Annotated in this window: 13 protein-coding genes; 9 read left to right on the top strand and 4 right to left on the bottom strand. The window is 68.4% G+C overall.

Features of this window, described 5'->3' with window-relative positions; translation table 11 throughout:
* Positions 1 to 47: 47 nt before the first annotated feature.
* Entirely contained in the window at positions 48 to 629 is a 582-nt protein-coding gene (locus tag A5624_RS17755) for an HhH-GPD-type base excision DNA repair protein (protein ID WP_066868695.1), read from the top strand.
* 28 nt (positions 630 to 657) lie between these two features.
* Entirely contained in the window at positions 658 to 804 is a 147-nt protein-coding gene (locus tag A5624_RS17750; protein ID WP_003875447.1) for a hypothetical protein, read from the top strand.
* Positions 805 to 867: 63 nt separating this feature from the next.
* Here A5624_RS17750 and A5624_RS17745 read toward each other — a convergent pair whose 3' ends face one another.
* Together A5624_RS17745 and A5624_RS17740 are read right to left on the bottom strand one after the other, a co-directional pair.
* A complete protein-coding gene (locus tag A5624_RS17745; protein ID WP_066868693.1) occupies positions 868 to 2,019 on the bottom strand; it encodes a hypothetical protein in 1,152 nt (383 codons plus the stop codon).
* Positions 2,020 to 2,065: 46 nt separating this feature from the next.
* The gene (locus A5624_RS17740; RefSeq protein ID WP_066868691.1) at positions 2,066 to 2,818 is read right to left on the bottom strand and encodes a hypothetical protein; all 753 of its coding nucleotides are present in this window, start codon (positions 2,816 to 2,818) and stop codon (positions 2,066 to 2,068) included.
* 130 nt (positions 2,819 to 2,948) lie between these two features.
* Between A5624_RS17740 and A5624_RS17735 the strand changes: the two genes are divergently transcribed.
* Positions 2,949 to 4,325, top strand: a complete 1,377-nt coding sequence (locus A5624_RS17735) for a mannosyltransferase (protein ID WP_066868725.1) — start codon at positions 2,949 to 2,951, stop codon at positions 4,323 to 4,325.
* On the opposite strand, the gene A5624_RS17730 is transcribed toward A5624_RS17735, so the two are convergent.
* Entirely contained in the window at positions 4,322 to 4,606 is a 285-nt protein-coding gene (locus A5624_RS17730; RefSeq protein ID WP_066868689.1) for a 4a-hydroxytetrahydrobiopterin dehydratase, read from the bottom strand. The two genes, A5624_RS17735 and A5624_RS17730, sit on opposite strands and share 4 nt — an antisense overlap.
* A gap of 68 nt (positions 4,607 to 4,674) precedes the next feature.
* On the bottom strand, positions 4,675 to 5,451 hold the full coding sequence (locus tag A5624_RS17725; RefSeq protein ID WP_066868687.1) for a DivIVA domain-containing protein: 777 nt from the start codon (positions 5,449 to 5,451) through the stop codon (positions 4,675 to 4,677).
* A gap of 288 nt (positions 5,452 to 5,739) precedes the next feature.
* Here A5624_RS17725 and A5624_RS17720 point away from each other — a divergent pair, with 288 nt between their 5' ends.
* The 6 genes from A5624_RS17720 to typA all read left to right on the top strand — a co-directional run.
* Positions 5,740 to 6,132: a (deoxy)nucleoside triphosphate pyrophosphohydrolase gene (locus A5624_RS17720; RefSeq protein WP_066868685.1), complete on the top strand. Its 393-nt coding sequence runs from the start codon at positions 5,740 to 5,742 to the stop codon at positions 6,130 to 6,132.
* A gap of 460 nt (positions 6,133 to 6,592) precedes the next feature.
* Positions 6,593 to 10,300 (top strand): nitrate reductase subunit alpha, encoded by a 3,708-nt coding sequence (locus tag A5624_RS17715; protein WP_066868683.1) that lies wholly within the window; start codon positions 6,593 to 6,595, stop codon positions 10,298 to 10,300.
* 1 nt (position 10,301) lies between these two features.
* A complete protein-coding gene (gene narH, locus A5624_RS17710) occupies positions 10,302 to 11,930 on the top strand; it encodes a nitrate reductase subunit beta (protein ID WP_066868681.1) in 1,629 nt (542 codons plus the stop codon).
* Entirely contained in the window at positions 11,927 to 12,595 is a 669-nt protein-coding gene (gene narJ, locus A5624_RS17705; RefSeq protein ID WP_066868679.1) for a nitrate reductase molybdenum cofactor assembly chaperone, read from the top strand. Before narH ends, narJ begins: the two co-directional genes overlap by 4 nt.
* Positions 12,588 to 13,319: a respiratory nitrate reductase subunit gamma gene (narI, locus tag A5624_RS17700; RefSeq protein ID WP_066868677.1), complete on the top strand. Its 732-nt coding sequence runs from the start codon at positions 12,588 to 12,590 to the stop codon at positions 13,317 to 13,319. The genes narJ and narI overlap by 8 nt, the downstream gene beginning before the upstream one ends.
* Positions 13,320 to 13,481: 162 nt before the next feature.
* The coding region (gene typA / locus A5624_RS17695) for a translational GTPase TypA (protein WP_066868674.1) at positions 13,482 to 15,332 on the top strand (1,851 nt) is incomplete at its 3' end.

Below are 15,332 nucleotides of genomic sequence, written 5' to 3'. Positions count from 1 at the left end.
AGCGTCCGCGGTCCCAGGGTGCCTGCGCGAAAGGAAGATCGTTGACGGTGAAACTCTGCCTCGCTCAGGATCCCGAGGCCGACAGGCTGCTGGACGAGAGCCCGTTGGCGTTGCTCATCGGGATGGTTCTGGATCAGCAGGTTCCCTTCGAGACGGCGTTCGCCGGACCGAAGAAGATCGCCGAGCGGATGGGCAGCTTCCCCGATCTTTCGGCCGCCGAAATCGCGGACTACGACCCGGACAAGTTCGCCGCGTTGTGCTCGCAAACCCCTGCGATACACCGCTTTCCGGGGTCGATGGCCAAGCGCATCCAGGCGCTGGCCCAGATCATCGTGGACCGCTACGACGGCGACGCGGCCGGATTGTGGACGGCCGGTGACCCCGACGGGAGCGAGCTGCTGCGGCGGATCAAGGGGTTGCCGGGATTCGGGGACGTGAAGGCCAAGATCTTCTTGGCCCTGCTGGGCAAGCAGTACGGCGTGACGCCGAAGGGCTGGCGCGCCGCGGCGGGGGACTTCGGCCGGGCGGGTTCGCACATCTCCGTCGCCGATATCGTCGATGCAAAGTCGATGGGAAAAGTGCGCGCGTACAAAAAGCAAATGAAAGCGGCAGCCAAAGCGGCGAAGTAGCAGGTCCACAGAAGGGAAGGGCGACAACGTGAAGACACACATAACGTGTCCGTGCGGCGAAGCCATCGTCGGCAAGGACGAGGACGAACTGGTCGAGTTGACCCAGGCGCACCTCGCCAGCGTTCATCCTGGCCTCGAGTACGACCGCGACGCCATCCTGTTCATGGCGTACTGACGAGAACGCGCGTGCCCCCCGGTCGGGACACGCGCGTTCAAGGCGGTGCGGCGGTGTGGTCTGCTACGGCACCACCGTCGAGCCGATCGTGGGCATGAACTGGCACTGCTTTTCCTTGGTGGTGACCTGCCCGAAGATCGTCGACATGATGCTGCCCGAACCGGTGTCGGCGATCGCGCTCAGCGTCGTCGGCCCCTCCGGGTTGATATCCGGACGCGGCTTGAGTGCGACGGTCCCCGACTTGCCGGTGGTCAGGTTCACCCAGGTGACGTTCAGCGGCAGCTTCTGCACCTCGGCCGGTCCGGGGGTGCCGACCGCGGTGAACACGTAGGCGGTCTGGCCGGGCCCGGGGCCGGGGAGCGGAATCTTGGCCGGCCCCGCGACCGACAGCGCGGTCGCGATGGCGCTCGTGCCGTCCGCCAGGCAGTTGGTGCCGATGGACGGGTACATGAAGTCCTGCGTGGGCGGCGTGTCAGCGCCGAACCCCGGAGCCGCCGCCGCGGGAGCGGCGTCCGGTGCGGGCGCGGGCGCCGGTGCCGCCGCGGGAGCGGCTTCCGGTGCGGCCGGGGCCGCCGGTGGTGCCGCGGCCGGGGCCGGTGGCGCCGGGATGGGTGCCGCGACGGGCACGTTGGCCGGTTGGGCGGGCGCGGGTGCGGCGGGTGCCGCCGCCGGCGCGGGACCGGCCGCATGGGCCGGATCGATGCCGGCCGGCAGGTGCGCCTCGGGTGCCGGAGCGGCCGCGGGTGCCGGCGCGGGCGCCGGAGCCGCGGCGGGTGCCGGTGCGGCGGGTGCCGCCTCGGGGACTGGGCCGGCCGCGTGCGCCGGGTCGATGCCGGCCGGCAGGTGAGCCTGCAGACCGGGCTCTACCCCCGCCGCGGGCACGTGTTGCACCGGCGCGCTCGGTTCGGCGACGAATTGATTGACCGCCGCCGCAACGTTTTTCGACTCGTTGGGCGTGCTCGGGTTGTGGGCGAAGGCTTGTGCCGCGGCCATCAGCAGCTGTGTCGCCTGCTGCGGGTCGGTGGCCGCTTGTTGGATGAGGGGGCTCAGCTGCGACAGGGCAGGCAGACCCGGCAGCCCTTGGGCCGCATTCGGTTGCGGTATCGGCTGCGGCGCCGCCGGGTCGGCTGTCGCGCTCGGGCAGAGCCCGAACGCGACAGCCGATGCCGTGACGACAGCGGCCAAACCTTTGGACAGATTCCAAGTGGTTGCCACGGTGTCCTCCGGTTGTCAGTAGTGGTTTAGCCGGTTACGGAACTGATCAGGGCAGGGCGGCCAGCAGCGGCGCTGCCGGTCCGGCGGGGCTGGCCGCCGGTGCCGCCGGTGCCGCGGGTGCGGCCGGGGCCTGTCCCGAGGCGAGCGCCGGCAGGTCCTGCGGGAGCGTCACTTTCGGAGGCACGCTGACCGGCAGGCCGGCCGGCATCGCCGGCATGTTGACCTGCGCCTGCGGAAGCTGCGGAGCCGGCGGAGTGGCCGGTGCCGCGGGTGCCGACAGACCCGGGATCGTCGGGAGGCCCGGGATCGACGGGGCGGCCGGAGCGGCGGGACCCGCAGCCGCCGGTTGCGCACCCGTCAGACCCTGGATCATTCCCGGAATGCCACCGGTCGCCGAAGACGGCGCGGCGGGCGTCGCCGACTGCGCCAGCCCCGGAAGGAAGGGGTTGGCCGCCGGTGAAGGCACCTGGGCGGCGGGGCTGGTCGGCGAGGTCAGTCCGGGAATCGACGGAAGACCCGCCGCCGGAGCCGCCGGCGTCGCCGGCGGGGTGGCCGCCGGGACACCCGGGAAGCTGATACCCGGGGTGGCCGGAGCCGCCGGCGGCGTGGCGCCGAGTGCGGTCGCGAGGTTCTGCAGGATTTGCGGTGCGTTGGCCGCAGAACTGATCAGCTGCTGCGGAATGTTCGGCACGGCCGGGGCCGGCACCGGATCGGCGTGGGCGATACCGCCCGTCAATAGCGCTGCGGACGAACCGACCACGACGGCGGCTGCACGCATGTAAGTCCAGATGGTTGGCATGACTCTCCCTGATTGATCGATTACAGGTTCGGCGCTGAAGTTACTTTGATGCAGATGGGACTCAAGTGACACGTGTGGCATTTATGAACTCGTTACGGATACGAGTGAGACCGGTGACCGAATGCGCGAAATGCGCGCTCCTAGGGGTGATGTGCGGCCGGACGGCGCCGCGCCGCCCGTCGTGCTCGCTAAAGTCGGGCGGATAGACACCACCTCGGCCGCTCCGGCGGCACCCCATCCGCAGCGGTTGGCAAGTCTGCTTGCCGCGGCCGCGCCGATGCTGCTCATCGCGAGCATCGCCGCGCGGCTGGCCTGGACGTACCTGGCCCCCAACGGCGCGAACTTCGTCGACCTGCACGTGTACCTCGGCGGATCCGCCGCCATCGACCACCCCGGCAGCCTGTACAGCTACGTCTACGCCGACCAGACGCCGGACTTCCCGCTGCCGTTCACCTACCCGCCGTTCGCGGCCGTCGTCTTCTACCCGCTACACCTGTTGCCGTTCGGCCTGGTCGCCTTCCTGTGGCAGATCGCCACCATGGCGGCGCTGTACGGCGCGATCCGGCTCAGCCAGCGCCTGATCGGCGTGGCCGCCGGCGCCACCGGCCGGCGTGTCGCGATGTTGTGGACGGCGGTCGCCATCTGGATCGAGCCGCTGCGCAGCACCTTCGACTACGGACAGGTCAACGTGTTGCTGATGACCGCGGTGCTGTGGGCGGTGTGCAGCACGCGGTGGTGGCTGTCGGGGTCGTTGGTCGGCGTGGCGGCCGGAATCAAGTTGACCCCCGCGATCTCCGGCGTCTATCTGGTCGGCGCGCGCCGGTGGGGTGCCGCGGTGTTCTCGGCGGTCGTTTTCGTTGCGACCATTGGGATTTCGGTCCTGGTCGTCGGCGATCAGACGCGCTACTACTTCACCGACCTGCTGGGCGACGCCCACCGGGTGGGTCCCATCGCGACGTCGTTCAATCAGTCCTGGCGCGGGGGCATTTCGCGGATCCTGGGCCACGACGTGGAATTCGGCCCGCTGCTGGTGGCCGCCCTTGCCGTCACCGCGGTGCTGGCCGTCCTGGCCTGGCGCGCCCTGGATCCCGCCGATCGGCTGGGCAGGCTCTTGGTGGTCGAGCTGTTCGGGCTGCTGCTCTCACCGATCTCCTGGACCCATCACTGGGTGTGGCTGGTGCCCCTGATGATCTGGGCGATCCACGGCCCGGTGCGCGAGCAACCGGGAGCGCGCATCGTGGGCTGGGGCTGGCTGGCCCTCACGGTGGTCGGCGTCCCCTGGTTGCTGAGTTTCGCCCAACCGACGATCTGGCAGATAAGCCGCCCGTGGTATCTGGCCTGGGCCGGGTTGATCTACATCGTCGGCGCGGTGGCGACGCTGATCTGGATCGCGACCACCCGTGCGCCGCGCCGCGGGGACTGCGCCGAGCGTCACGCCGGTGAGACGGCCGACGGCGCGCGTCCGGCCGGCGTGAGCGCCGACGCAGGCGAGGGCCGCATTGACTAGCTGTCGACGATGCCGTTGATGTCGCGGGCCATGTCGATGTCGTTTTGGGTGATGCCGCCCTCGGAGTGCGTGACAAGCGCGAAAGTGACTGTCCGCCAACGAATGTCGATGTCCGGGTGATGGTCCTTGCTCTCGGCGTGCTCGCCCACCCGGCGGACGGCGTCGATGCCGGCCAGGAAACTCGGAAATTTGATCGAGCGGCGCAGGGCGCCGTCGGCGCGCTCCCATCCATCCAGTTCGGGCAGCGCGGCGTCCACTTGCTCGTCCGTTAACACGGCCATAGGGGACTCGTCCTCTCGGATAGCGGGTTGATCGAGGGGCGGCTTGACCTCCCCGCGAAGGTGGTCGCCTACGAGGCTACGGCGGGAGTGCCCGGTGCTGGGTTCTTCTGGTCCAGCGCCACCACGACGCCCGCCGCCGGCAGGCTCTGTCGTTGCTGGTAGGCGGACTCCAGGCTGGCGGGAACCCCCTGGAGGTCGCGGGCGACGCCCATCAGCTCTTCCAGAATCATGATCCGTTGCTGATTCGCCTCGTCCATCGCCCGATGCGCTCGCTCGTCGAATTCGTGAGCTTTCTGCTTCGCGTCGGCGAGCAGCTGCTCACGGTCCTGCTGGGCTTGCTGCCACGCCTCGTCGATCAACGACTGGGCTTCGGCCCGCATCCCGGCGAGGTCGGCGTCGAGCTTTTTCCTGGTCTCCTCGCATTCGGCTTCGAGCGCTTTTCGCTGCGCGGCCATGTGCTCCAACAACTCTCGATGTTCTTGGCGCGCGGCCTCGACCTCGCCCGCCGCATCCGCGAGCAGGGCATCCGCCTCGGCGCGGGCCTCGGCCTGCATCCGGGAGACCTCGTCGAGGGCGCGCCGCAGCAGCTTCGCCATCCGATGTTGCATCGCGTAGGGCGTCGGTGACGTGTCCGACAGGGCGGCGACCTCATCCTTGAGGCAGGCGACCTCGATCCGCAGCGCGGCCGCTTCGTTGCTGGATTCGTCTCGTTGGGACCGCAGGTTCAGGACTTCGTCGATCAGCAACTTCTCCTTGGCGAGCAGCGCCTCGATGTAGGGGTCGACCAGAGCCGGGTCATAGCCCCGAAAGATTCGAGTGAACGACTTGGTGGGTGCGGTGATCATTGCCAACTCCCCTCATTGGAAGTGCCTGTAGTGGTCGTGACCGACTAGGGTCGAGTATTCCACGGCTGCGCCCAAACCGTAAGAGAGCCGTTGTGTCCCAAGGGAATTCGACGGCGTTGTCGGCCCGAATGGCTGTCCCCGCGCCATTTTGCCGCCGAGGCCGCATCGCCGTTGCCGCGAGGGCGGCACGGCGTCCGCCATCGCATGCGGTCCCGAACCCGTCCGGATCCCAACGGCGGTCCCGAGCGGTGGGCGCGTCACAACGGGCGCCGTATACCGTGACTGGCCATGCCGACCCAGATCGTCGTCGCCGGTGCCCTCATCCGCGACGCCAAGGTCTTGGTGGCACAACGCGTCCGTCCGCCGGAGCTGGCCGGCCGTTGGGAGCTGCCCGGCGGCAAGGTCGGACCCGGCGAAACGGAGCGCGACGCGCTGGCCCGCGAGTTGGCCGAGGAGTTGGGTCTTGGGGTGCGCGACGTCGCGGTGGGCGGCCGGCTCGGCGACGACATCGTGGTCGACGGCGGGTTCACGCTGCGCGCCTACCGCGTGCGCCTGGTCCGGGGCGAACCCGACGCGCGCGACCATCGGGCGGTGCGCTGGATCACCGCCGCTGAGCTGCACGATCTGGACTGGGTGCCGGCCGATCGCGGCTGGCTGGCAGACCTGAACGCAGCTCTCTAGGAGCTACCTCATAACAGGTCCACAGAGTTCCGGCAGCTTATGTACAGCCGCGTGGCAGGTCCTCGCAGTGAACTGAATAGAACAATATGACTTGTAATAACGACGCCACACGAAGCTGCCCTGGATGTGCGTGCCGATAGCGAGCCGAATGCTTGTTCAGACCGTGCGGTCGCGGCCCCGGTGCTCCGACGGCCGGCATTGCGCTGCCCGAAAACCACTGCTCATGACGCCTTTTTCGAACGATCGCCCGCGGGCGGCGAACCGGATTTCACCCCCGACCCAGACCTATGCTGGTGCTGTATCGCCGCCCAGCCCGCGGGCCCGCCATGCCGAGCGCTGAGCCGATCCGAGCTGGTGCGGGCGGGCGGATCCGTGGGCTGACTGCCAAACACGACGCACCTGGGGTCGAACGCACGGCCCGGCGACGAGGCGCGACGCTACCGAATCGGAGGAGTACTTCTTGACTGTCACACCTCACATCGGCGGAGTGCTCGAGGAACTCCTGGAGCGCAGCGGAAGGTTCTTCACCCCCGGCGAGATCTCGGCCGACCTGCGCACGATCACCCGGGAGGGCGGTCGTGAAGCCGACGTGTTCTACCGCGACCGGTGGAGCCACGACAAGGTGGTTCGCTCGACGCACGGGGTGAACTGCACCGGATCGTGCTCGTGGAAGATCTACGTCAAGGACGGGATCATCACCTGGGAGACCCAGCAGACCGACTACCCGTCGGTGGGCCCGGACCGGCCCGAGTACGAGCCGCGCGGCTGTCCCCGTGGCGCGTCGTTCTCGTGGTACAGCTACTCGCCCACCCGGGTGCGCTACCCCTACGCCCGCGGCGTGCTGATCGAGATGTACCGCGAGGCCAAGGCGCGCCTGGGCGACCCGGTGCTGGCCTGGGCCGACATCCAGGCCGATCCCGAACGACGTCGTCGCTACCAGCGGGCCCGCGGGAAGGGCGGCCTGGTTCGGGTCACCTGGGCCGAGGCCACCGAGCTGATCGCCGCCGCCCACGTGCACACCATCAAGACCTATGGACCGGATCGGGTCGCCGGATTCTCTCCGATTCCGGCGATGTCGATGGTGTCCTACACCGCGGGCTCGCGGTTCTTCGAGCTGATCGGTGCCCCCATGACGTCGTTCTACGACTGGTACGCCGACCTGCCGGTCGCGTCGCCGCAGGTCTTCGGCGACCAGACCGACGTGCCCGAATCCGGGGACTGGTGGGACGCAGCGTATTTGATGATGTGGGGCTCCAACGTCCCGATCACCCGCACGCCCGATGCGCACTGGATGGCCGAGGCGCGCTACCGCGGCACCAAGGTGGTGACCGTGAGCCCGGATTACGCCGACAACACCAAGTTCGCCGACGAGTGGATGCCCTGTGCGGCCGGCACCGACGGTGCGCTGGCCATGGCGATGGGCCACGTCATCCTCTCGGAATGCTATGTGCAAAAGCAGGTTCCGTTCTTCACCGACTATTCCCGGCGCTACACCGACCTGCCGTTCCTGATCAAGCTCGAAGAGCGCGGCGACATGCTGGTGCCGGGAAAGAACCTCACGGCGGCCGATCTCGGGGAGGCAGTCGAGAACGCCGCGCTCAAGCCCGCGGTGCTCGACCAGATCACCGATTCGGTCGTCGTGCCGCACGGCTCGCTGGGATTCCGGTACGGCGAGTCGGGTGTCGGAAAATGGAACCTCGATCTGGGCGACCTGACGCCGGCGCTCAGCGTGCGAGACGCTAACGGGCGCAACGGCGATGACGACACCGCGCTCGTTCACCTGCCCAGCTTCGACACGGTCGACGGCGAGGGCACCACGGTGGCGCGCGGTGTCCCGGTGCGCCGGATCGGCAAGCACCTGGTGTGCACCGTCTTCGACCTGATGCTCGCCCAGTATGGGGTGGCACGCCCCGGCCTGCCCGGCGAATGGCCCACCGGCTACGACGACGCCACCCAGCAGAACACCCCGGCGTGGCAGGAGGCGATCACCGGCGTGTCGGCCGCCCAGGCCATCCGGGTGGCAAGGGAATTCGCGCACAGCGCCGAAGAATCCGGCGGCCGCTCCATGATCATCATGGGTGGCGGCATCTGTCACTGGTTCCACAGCGACGCGATCTACCGGGCGGTGCTGGCGCTGCTGATGCTGACCGGGTCGATGGGCCGCAACGGCGGCGGCTGGGCCCACTACGTCGGCCAGGAAAAGGTGCGCCCGCTCACCGGATTCCAGACGATGGCGATGGCGACCGACTGGGTGCGGCCGCCGCGGCAGGTGCCCGGCGCCTCCTACTGGTACGCACACACCGACCAGTGGCGCTACGACGGATACGGCGCGGACAAGCTGGCCAGCCCGGTGGGGCGGGGCAGGTTCGCGGGCAAGCACACCATGGACCTGCTGGCGTCCGCGGTGGCGATGGGGTGGAGCCCGTATTACCCCCAGTTCGACCGGTCCAGCCTGGACGTCGCGGACGAGGCGCGCGCCGCCGATCGCGACGTCGCCGACTATGTCGCCGAACAATTGGGCCAGCGCAAGCTCAAGCTCGCCGTGACCGATCCCGACAACCCGGTGAATTGGCCACGGGTGCTTACGGTTTGGCGGGCCAACCTGATCGGCTCGTCGGGCAAGGGCGGCGAATACTTCCTGCGCCATCTGCTGGGCACCGATTCCAACGCCTCGGCGCTGCCGCCGGAGGACGGCGTGCGGCCCACCGGCGTGACGTGCGAGGGCGACATTCCCGAGGGCAAGCTCGACCTGATGATGTCGATCGACTTCCGGATGACCTCGACGACGCTGGTGTCCGACATCGTGCTGCCGGCGGCCACCTGGTACGAGAAGTCCGACATCTCCAGCACGGACATGCACCCCTACGTGCATGCGTTCAGCGCCGCGACCGATCCGCCGTGGGAAACCCGTTCGGACTTCGACGCTTTCGGTGCGATCGCGCGCGCCTTCAGTGCGATGGCCAAGGACCATCTGGGCACCCGCACCGACGTGGTGCTCAGCGCGCTGCAGCACGACACCCCGGACGCGATGGCCTATCCCGATGGCACCGAATGCGATTGGCTGCACTCGGGTGCGACGCCGGTGCCGGGCCGGACGATGGGCAAGCTCACCGTGGTGGAGCGCGACTACGGCGCCATCTACGACAAGTGGCGGACCCTGGGTCCGCTGGTGGACAAGTTCGGCCTGACCACCAAGGGCGTCACGGTGCACCCGTTCCGTGAGGTCGAGGAGCTGGCCGCCAAGTTCGGTGTGCTCAATTCCGGTGTGGCAGCGGGTCGTCCGGCCGTCACCACCGCGTCGCGGATGGCCGACGTGCTGCTGCTCCTGTCCGGCACGACCAACGGACGGCTGGCAGTCGAGGGCTTCCACGAACTGGAGAAGCGCACCGGTCAGCGGCTCGTGCATCTGGCCGAGGGCAGCGAGGACAAGCGCATCAGCTACGCCGATACCCAGGCCCGGCCCGTTCCGGTGGTCACCAGCCCGGAATGGTCGGGCAGCGAAACGGGTGGGCGTCGCTACGCGCCGTTCACCATCAACATCGAAAACCTCAAGCCGTTCCACACCCTGACCGGGCGGATGCACTTCTATCTGGCCCACGACTGGGTCGAGGAACTCGGCGAGCACCTGCCGGTGTTCCGCCCGCCGCTGGACATGGCGCGCCTGTTCGGCCAGCCAGAGCTGGGCCCGACGCCGGACGGCAACGGCGGCATCGGGCTCACGGTGCGCTACCTGACCCCCCACTCGAAGTGGTCGTTCCACTCCACCTATCAGGACAACCTCTACATGCTCTCGTTGTCCCGCGGTGGCCCGACGATGTGGATGAGCCCCGGCGATGCGGCGAAAATCAATGTGCGCGACAACGATTGGGTCGAGGCGGTGAACGTCAACGGCATCTACGTGTGCCGGGCAATCGTCTCGCACCGGATGCCCGACGGCGTGGTGTACGTCTACCACGTCCAGGAGCGCACGGTGGACACCCCGCGCTCCGAGACCAACAACAAGCGCGGCGGCAACCACAACGCGCTGACCCGGGTCCGCATCAAGCCCAGCCACCTGGCCGGCGGTTACGGACAGCACGCGTTCGCGTTCAACTACCTGGGTCCGACCGGCAACCAGCGCGACGAGGTCACGATCGTCCGTCGTCGTAGCCAAGAGGTGGTGTACTGACATGAAGGTCATGGCCCAGTTGGCGATGGTGATGAACCTCGACAAGTGCATCGGCTGTCACACCTGTTCGGTGACGTGCAAGCAGGCGTGGACCAACCGATCCGGCACCGAGTACGTGTGGTTCAACAACGTCGAAACCCGTCCCGGACAAGGCTATCCGCGCACCTACGAGGACCAGGAGCGCTGGCGCGGCGGCTGGATTCGCGACAAGAAGGGCCGGCTGCGGCTACGTGACGGCGGGCGGCTGCAAAAACTGCTGCGCATCTTCGCCAATCCGAAGCTGCCGGTCATCGGCGACTACTACGAGCCCTGGACCTACGACTACGAGAACCTGACCACCGCCCCGGCGGGTGACACCTTCCCGACGGCGGCGCCCCGAAGCCTGATCAGCGGTGAGCCGATGAAGGTTTCGTGGGGACCGAACTGGGACGACAACCTGGCCGGGTCGCCGGAGATCCTGGCCGGGGACCCGATCCTGAAAAAGGTCAGCGAAGAGGTCAAGCTCTCGCTCGAAGAAACCTTCATGTTCTACCTGCCCCGGATCTGCGAGCACTGCCTCAACCCGTCCTGCGTGGCGTCGTGCCCCTCGGGTGCGATGTACAAGCGCAGCGAGGACGGCATCGTGCTGGTCGACCAGGACCGATGTCGCGGCTGGCGGATGTGTGTGTCCGGATGTCCCTACAAGAAGGTCTATTTCAACCACAAGACGGGTAAGGCCGAGAAGTGCACGCTCTGTTACCCGCGGATGGAGGTCGGGTTGCCGACCATCTGCTCGGAGACCTGTGTGGGGCGGCTGCGCTACCTGGGCGTGGTCCTCTATGACGTCGACCGGGTGCTGGAAGCCGCGTCGGTGGAAAAGGACACCGATCTCTATCCGGCGCAGTGCGAGATCCTGCTCGACCCGCATGACCCGGACGTCATCGCCGGCGCGCGCGCCGAGGGGATCCCGGACGGGTGGATCGAGGCCGCCCAGCGTTCCCCGGTCTACGCGCTGATCCACACCTACAAGGTGGCGCTGCCGCTGCACCCGGAATACCGGACCATGCCGATGGTTTGGTACATCCCGCCGCTCTCGCCGGTGGTCGACGCGGTCAGCCGCGACGGCCACGACGGGGAAGACCTCGGCAACCTGTTCGGTGCGCTGGACGCGCTGCGCATCCCGATGCAGTACCTGGCCGAACTGTTCACCGCCGGCGACACCGCCGTGGTCGAAGGCGTGTTGCGCCGGCTGGCGGCGATGCGCTCCTACATGCGCGACATCAACCTCGGGCGCGAAACCCAACCGCACATCCCGCATTCGGTCGGCCTGACCGAAGAAGAGATCTACGAGATGTACCGGCTGCTGGCCATCGCGAAATACGAAGAGCGCTATGTGATTCCGACCGCGTTCGCGCCGCAGGCCCGCGATCTCGAGGAGATGGCGGGCTGCTCGTTGACCGGCGACGGCGGGCCGGGCATGTACGAGTCCGATCCGGTGCCGGTGTCCGTGGAGACCTTCCACACCCTCAAGCAGCGCGGCTCTCCTGAACAAGACCCCGGCAACGGACGGCGGTCGACGCGGGTGAACCTGCTCAACTGGGACGGCGGCCAGGTGCCCGCCGGCATGTTCCCCGAAGGGCGGCAGCGATGAAGCTGCTTTCGGCGCTGCGCGAGCGTTCCACCACCCGGGCGATGCAGGATCGCCTGGTGTGGCAGGCGGCCTCCCTGCTGCTGGCCTACCCTGACGACGGGTTGGCCGGGCGCCTGGACACCGTCGAGGAGCTGCTGAGCCATGTCAGCGGTCCGCCGGCGGCGCTGCTGGGGCGGACGGTCGCGGCGCTGCGTGCGGTCGAGCCGATGACCGCGGCGATGGACTACGTCGCGACGTTCGACATGCGCCGGCGCGCCACCATGTACCTGACCTACTGGACCGCGGGCGATACCCGCAACCGCGGCCGGGAGATGCTGGCGTTCGCCACCGCCTACCGCGAGGCGGGGGTGCAGCCGCCGGGCGGTGAGGCGCCCGATCATCTGGCCGTGGTGCTCGAATTCGCCGCCACCGTCGATCCCGACGCCGGGCGGCGACTGCTGAGCCGGCACCGCGTGCCGATCGACGTGCTGCGCGGCGCCCTGGCCGACGCCGAGTCGCCTTACGAACCGACGGTGGCGGCGGTCTGCGCGACCCTGCCCGACGCGACCGATCAGGAAGTGCGCCGCGCCGAGCGCCTGGCCCAAGCCGGGCCGCCGGCGGAAGCCGTTGGCCTGCAACCGTTTACCTTGACCGTGCCACCCCGCGAAGGATCGCCAAGTGTTTAGCAACGTCCTGTTCTGGGACATCGCGCCCTACGTCACGCTGTCGGTGCTGATCGTGGGCACCTGGTGGCGCTACCGGTATGACAAATTCGGCTGGACCTCGCGGTCGTCGCAGATCTACGAGTCGCGACTGCTCAGCATCGCCAGCCCCATCTTTCATTTCGGCATCCTGGCGGTGTTCGCCGGACACGTGATGGGCCTGTTCATTCCGCCGAAGGTCACCCAGATGATGAAGATGAGCGACCACTTCTATCACCTGCAGGCGGTCATCGCCGGGTCGATGGCCGGCGTCGCGACGCTGGTCGGCATCGGGTTGCTGATCTACCGGCGGTTCACCCGCCCGGCGGTCTCCATGGCCACCAGCCGCAGCGACAAGGTGATGTACACGGTGCTGGTGCTGGCGATCGTGGTGGGCCTGTACTGCGACTTGATCGGCACCGGCCCGCACGGCGGGGAATTCCACTACCGCTACACGGTCGGGTTGTGGTTCCGCCGGATCTGGATCCTGCAACCGCACGGCGAGGTGATGGTCAACGCGCCGCTGGACTACCAGTTGCACGCCCTGATCGGCATGGTGTTGTTCACGCTGTGGCCGTTCACCCGGCTGGTGCACGTGTTCAGCGCCCCGGTCGTCTACCTGTTCCGGCCCTACATCGTCTACCGCAGCCGCGAGGCGGCGGGTAAGGGTCAACTCGTCGGCACGGCGCCGCGCCGGCGGGGCTGGTAAGGGTTCGCCCCGCGCGTCGATTGTGCGGCCAGGGCGACGACACGCCGACCCGGGCCGCCGCCACCGCACACCCGAGCCGTCGGTCACCGAACGGCGCCCGGCTACCAGCCGGTTCGCTGGCCAGTTCGCTTTGAAAGGCCCCCCGCTGCCACAATCACCGACGTGCTATTTCGCAACGTCGCCATCGTCGCCCACGTCGACCACGGAAAGACCACCCTGGTCGACGCGATGCTGCGGCAGTCGGGCGCGCTGCACCACCGCGGGGACGACGCCGTCGAGCGCCTGATGGACTCCGGGGACCTGGAGAAGGAAAAAGGCATCACGATCCTGGCCAAGAACACGGCCGTGCATCGCAAGAATGCGGACGGAACGACGACCGTCATCAACGTCATCGACACGCCCGGCCACGCCGACTTCGGCGGCGAGGTGGAGCGCGGCCTGTCGATGGTCGACGGGGTGTTGCTGCTGGTCGACGCCTCGGAGGGCCCGCTGCCACAGACCCGGTTCGTGCTGCGCAAGGCCCTGGCCGCCCACCTTCCGGTGATCCTGGTCGTCAACAAGACGGACCGCCCGGACGCGCGGATCTCCGAGGTCGTCTCGGAGAGCCACGACCTGCTGCTCGACGTGGCCTCCGACCTCGACGAGGAAGCGCAGAAGGCGGCCGAGCACGCCCTGGACCTGCCGACGCTGTACGCCTCGGGCCGGGCGGGCATCGCCAGCACCACCGAGCCGGCCAATGGCGAGAACCCCGAGGGCGACAACCTCGATCCGCTGTTCGACGTCCTGCTCGAGCACATCCCGCCGCCGCAGGGCGATCCCGAGGCGCCGCTGCAGGCGCTGGTCACCAACCTCGACGCCTCGGCCTTCCTCGGCCGGCTCGCGCTGATCCGCATCTACAAGGGCCGGATCCGCAAGGGCCAGCAGGTCGCCTGGATGCGCGAGGTGGACGGGCATCCCGTCATCACGAACGCCAAGATCACCGAACTGCTGGTGACCGAGGGTGTGGAACGCACGCCCACCGACGAGGCCATCGCCGGCGACATCGTCGCGGTCGCGGGCATTCCGGAGATCATGATCGGTGACACGCTGGCCGATCCGGACCACGCGCACGCGCTGCCGCGCATCACCGTCGACGAGCCCGCCATCTCGGTGACCATCGGCACCAACACCTCGCCGCTGGCCGGCAAGGTGAAGGGGCACAAGCTGACCGCGCGCATGGTGAAGTCGCGCCTGGACGCCGAGCTCGTCGGCAACGTCTCGATCAAGGTCGTCGACATCGACCGGCCCGACGCCTGGGAGGTGCAGGGCCGCGGCGAGCTCGCGCTGGCGGTGCTCGTCGAGCAGATGCGCCGCGAGGGCTTCGAGCTCACCGTCGGCAAGCCCCAGGTCGTCACCCAGACGATCGACGGCAAGCTGCACGAGCCCTTCGAGGCGATGACCATCGACTGCCCTGAGGAATTCGTCGGCGCCATCACCCAGCTGATGGCCGCCCGCAAGGGGCGCATGGAAGAGATGACCAACCACGCGGCGGGCTGGGTCCGGATGGACTTCATCGTCCCCAGCCGCGGCCTGATCGGGTTCCGCACCGACTTCCTCACGCTGACCCGCGGCACCGGAATCGCCAATGCGGTGTTCGACGGCTACCGGCCGTGGGCGGGGGAGATCCGCGCCCGCCACACCGGCTCGCTGGTCTCCGACCGCGCGGGCACCATCACCCCGTTCGCCATGATCCAGCTCGCCGACCGCGGCCAGTTCTTCGTCGAGCCGGGCCAGGACACCTACGAGGGCATGGTCGTCGGGATCAACCCGCGCGCAGAGGATCTCGACATCAACGTCACCCGCGAGAAGAAGCTGACCAACATGCGGTCGTCGACCGCCGATGTCATCGAAACGCTGGCCCGGCCGCTCGAACTCGATCTCGAGCAGGCCATGGAATTCTGCGCGCAAGACGAATGCGTCGAGGTGACCCCGGAGATCGTGCGGGTGCGCAAGGTCGAGCTGGACGCCACCGCC

Source organism: Mycobacterium sp. 1482292.6 (assembly GCF_001672995.1).
Taxonomy (GTDB): Bacteria; Actinomycetota; Actinomycetes; order Mycobacteriales; family Mycobacteriaceae; genus Mycobacterium; species Mycobacterium europaeum_A.
Note: the sequence above shows the minus strand (reverse complement) of the source record. Positions and strands in the feature narration are given on the sequence as shown.

Coding starts and splice junctions, on each gene's coding strand:
- A5624_RS17740 (WP_066868691.1), bottom strand. CDS start 2,818: ATGCCAACCATCTGGACTTACATGCGTGCAGCCGCCGTCGTGGTCGGT.
- A5624_RS17735 (WP_066868725.1), top strand. CDS start 2,949: ATGCGCGCTCCTAGGGGTGATGTGCGGCCGGACGGCGCCGCGCCGCCC.
- A5624_RS17730 (WP_066868689.1), bottom strand. CDS start 4,606: ATGGCCGTGTTAACGGACGAGCAAGTGGACGCCGCGCTGCCCGAACTG.
- A5624_RS17725 (WP_066868687.1), bottom strand. CDS start 5,451: ATGATCACCGCACCCACCAAGTCGTTCACTCGAATCTTTCGGGGCTAT.
- A5624_RS17720 (WP_066868685.1), top strand. CDS start 5,740: ATGCCGACCCAGATCGTCGTCGCCGGTGCCCTCATCCGCGACGCCAAG.
- narH (WP_066868681.1), top strand. CDS start 10,302: ATGAAGGTCATGGCCCAGTTGGCGATGGTGATGAACCTCGACAAGTGC.
- narJ (WP_066868679.1), top strand. CDS start 11,927: ATGAAGCTGCTTTCGGCGCTGCGCGAGCGTTCCACCACCCGGGCGATG.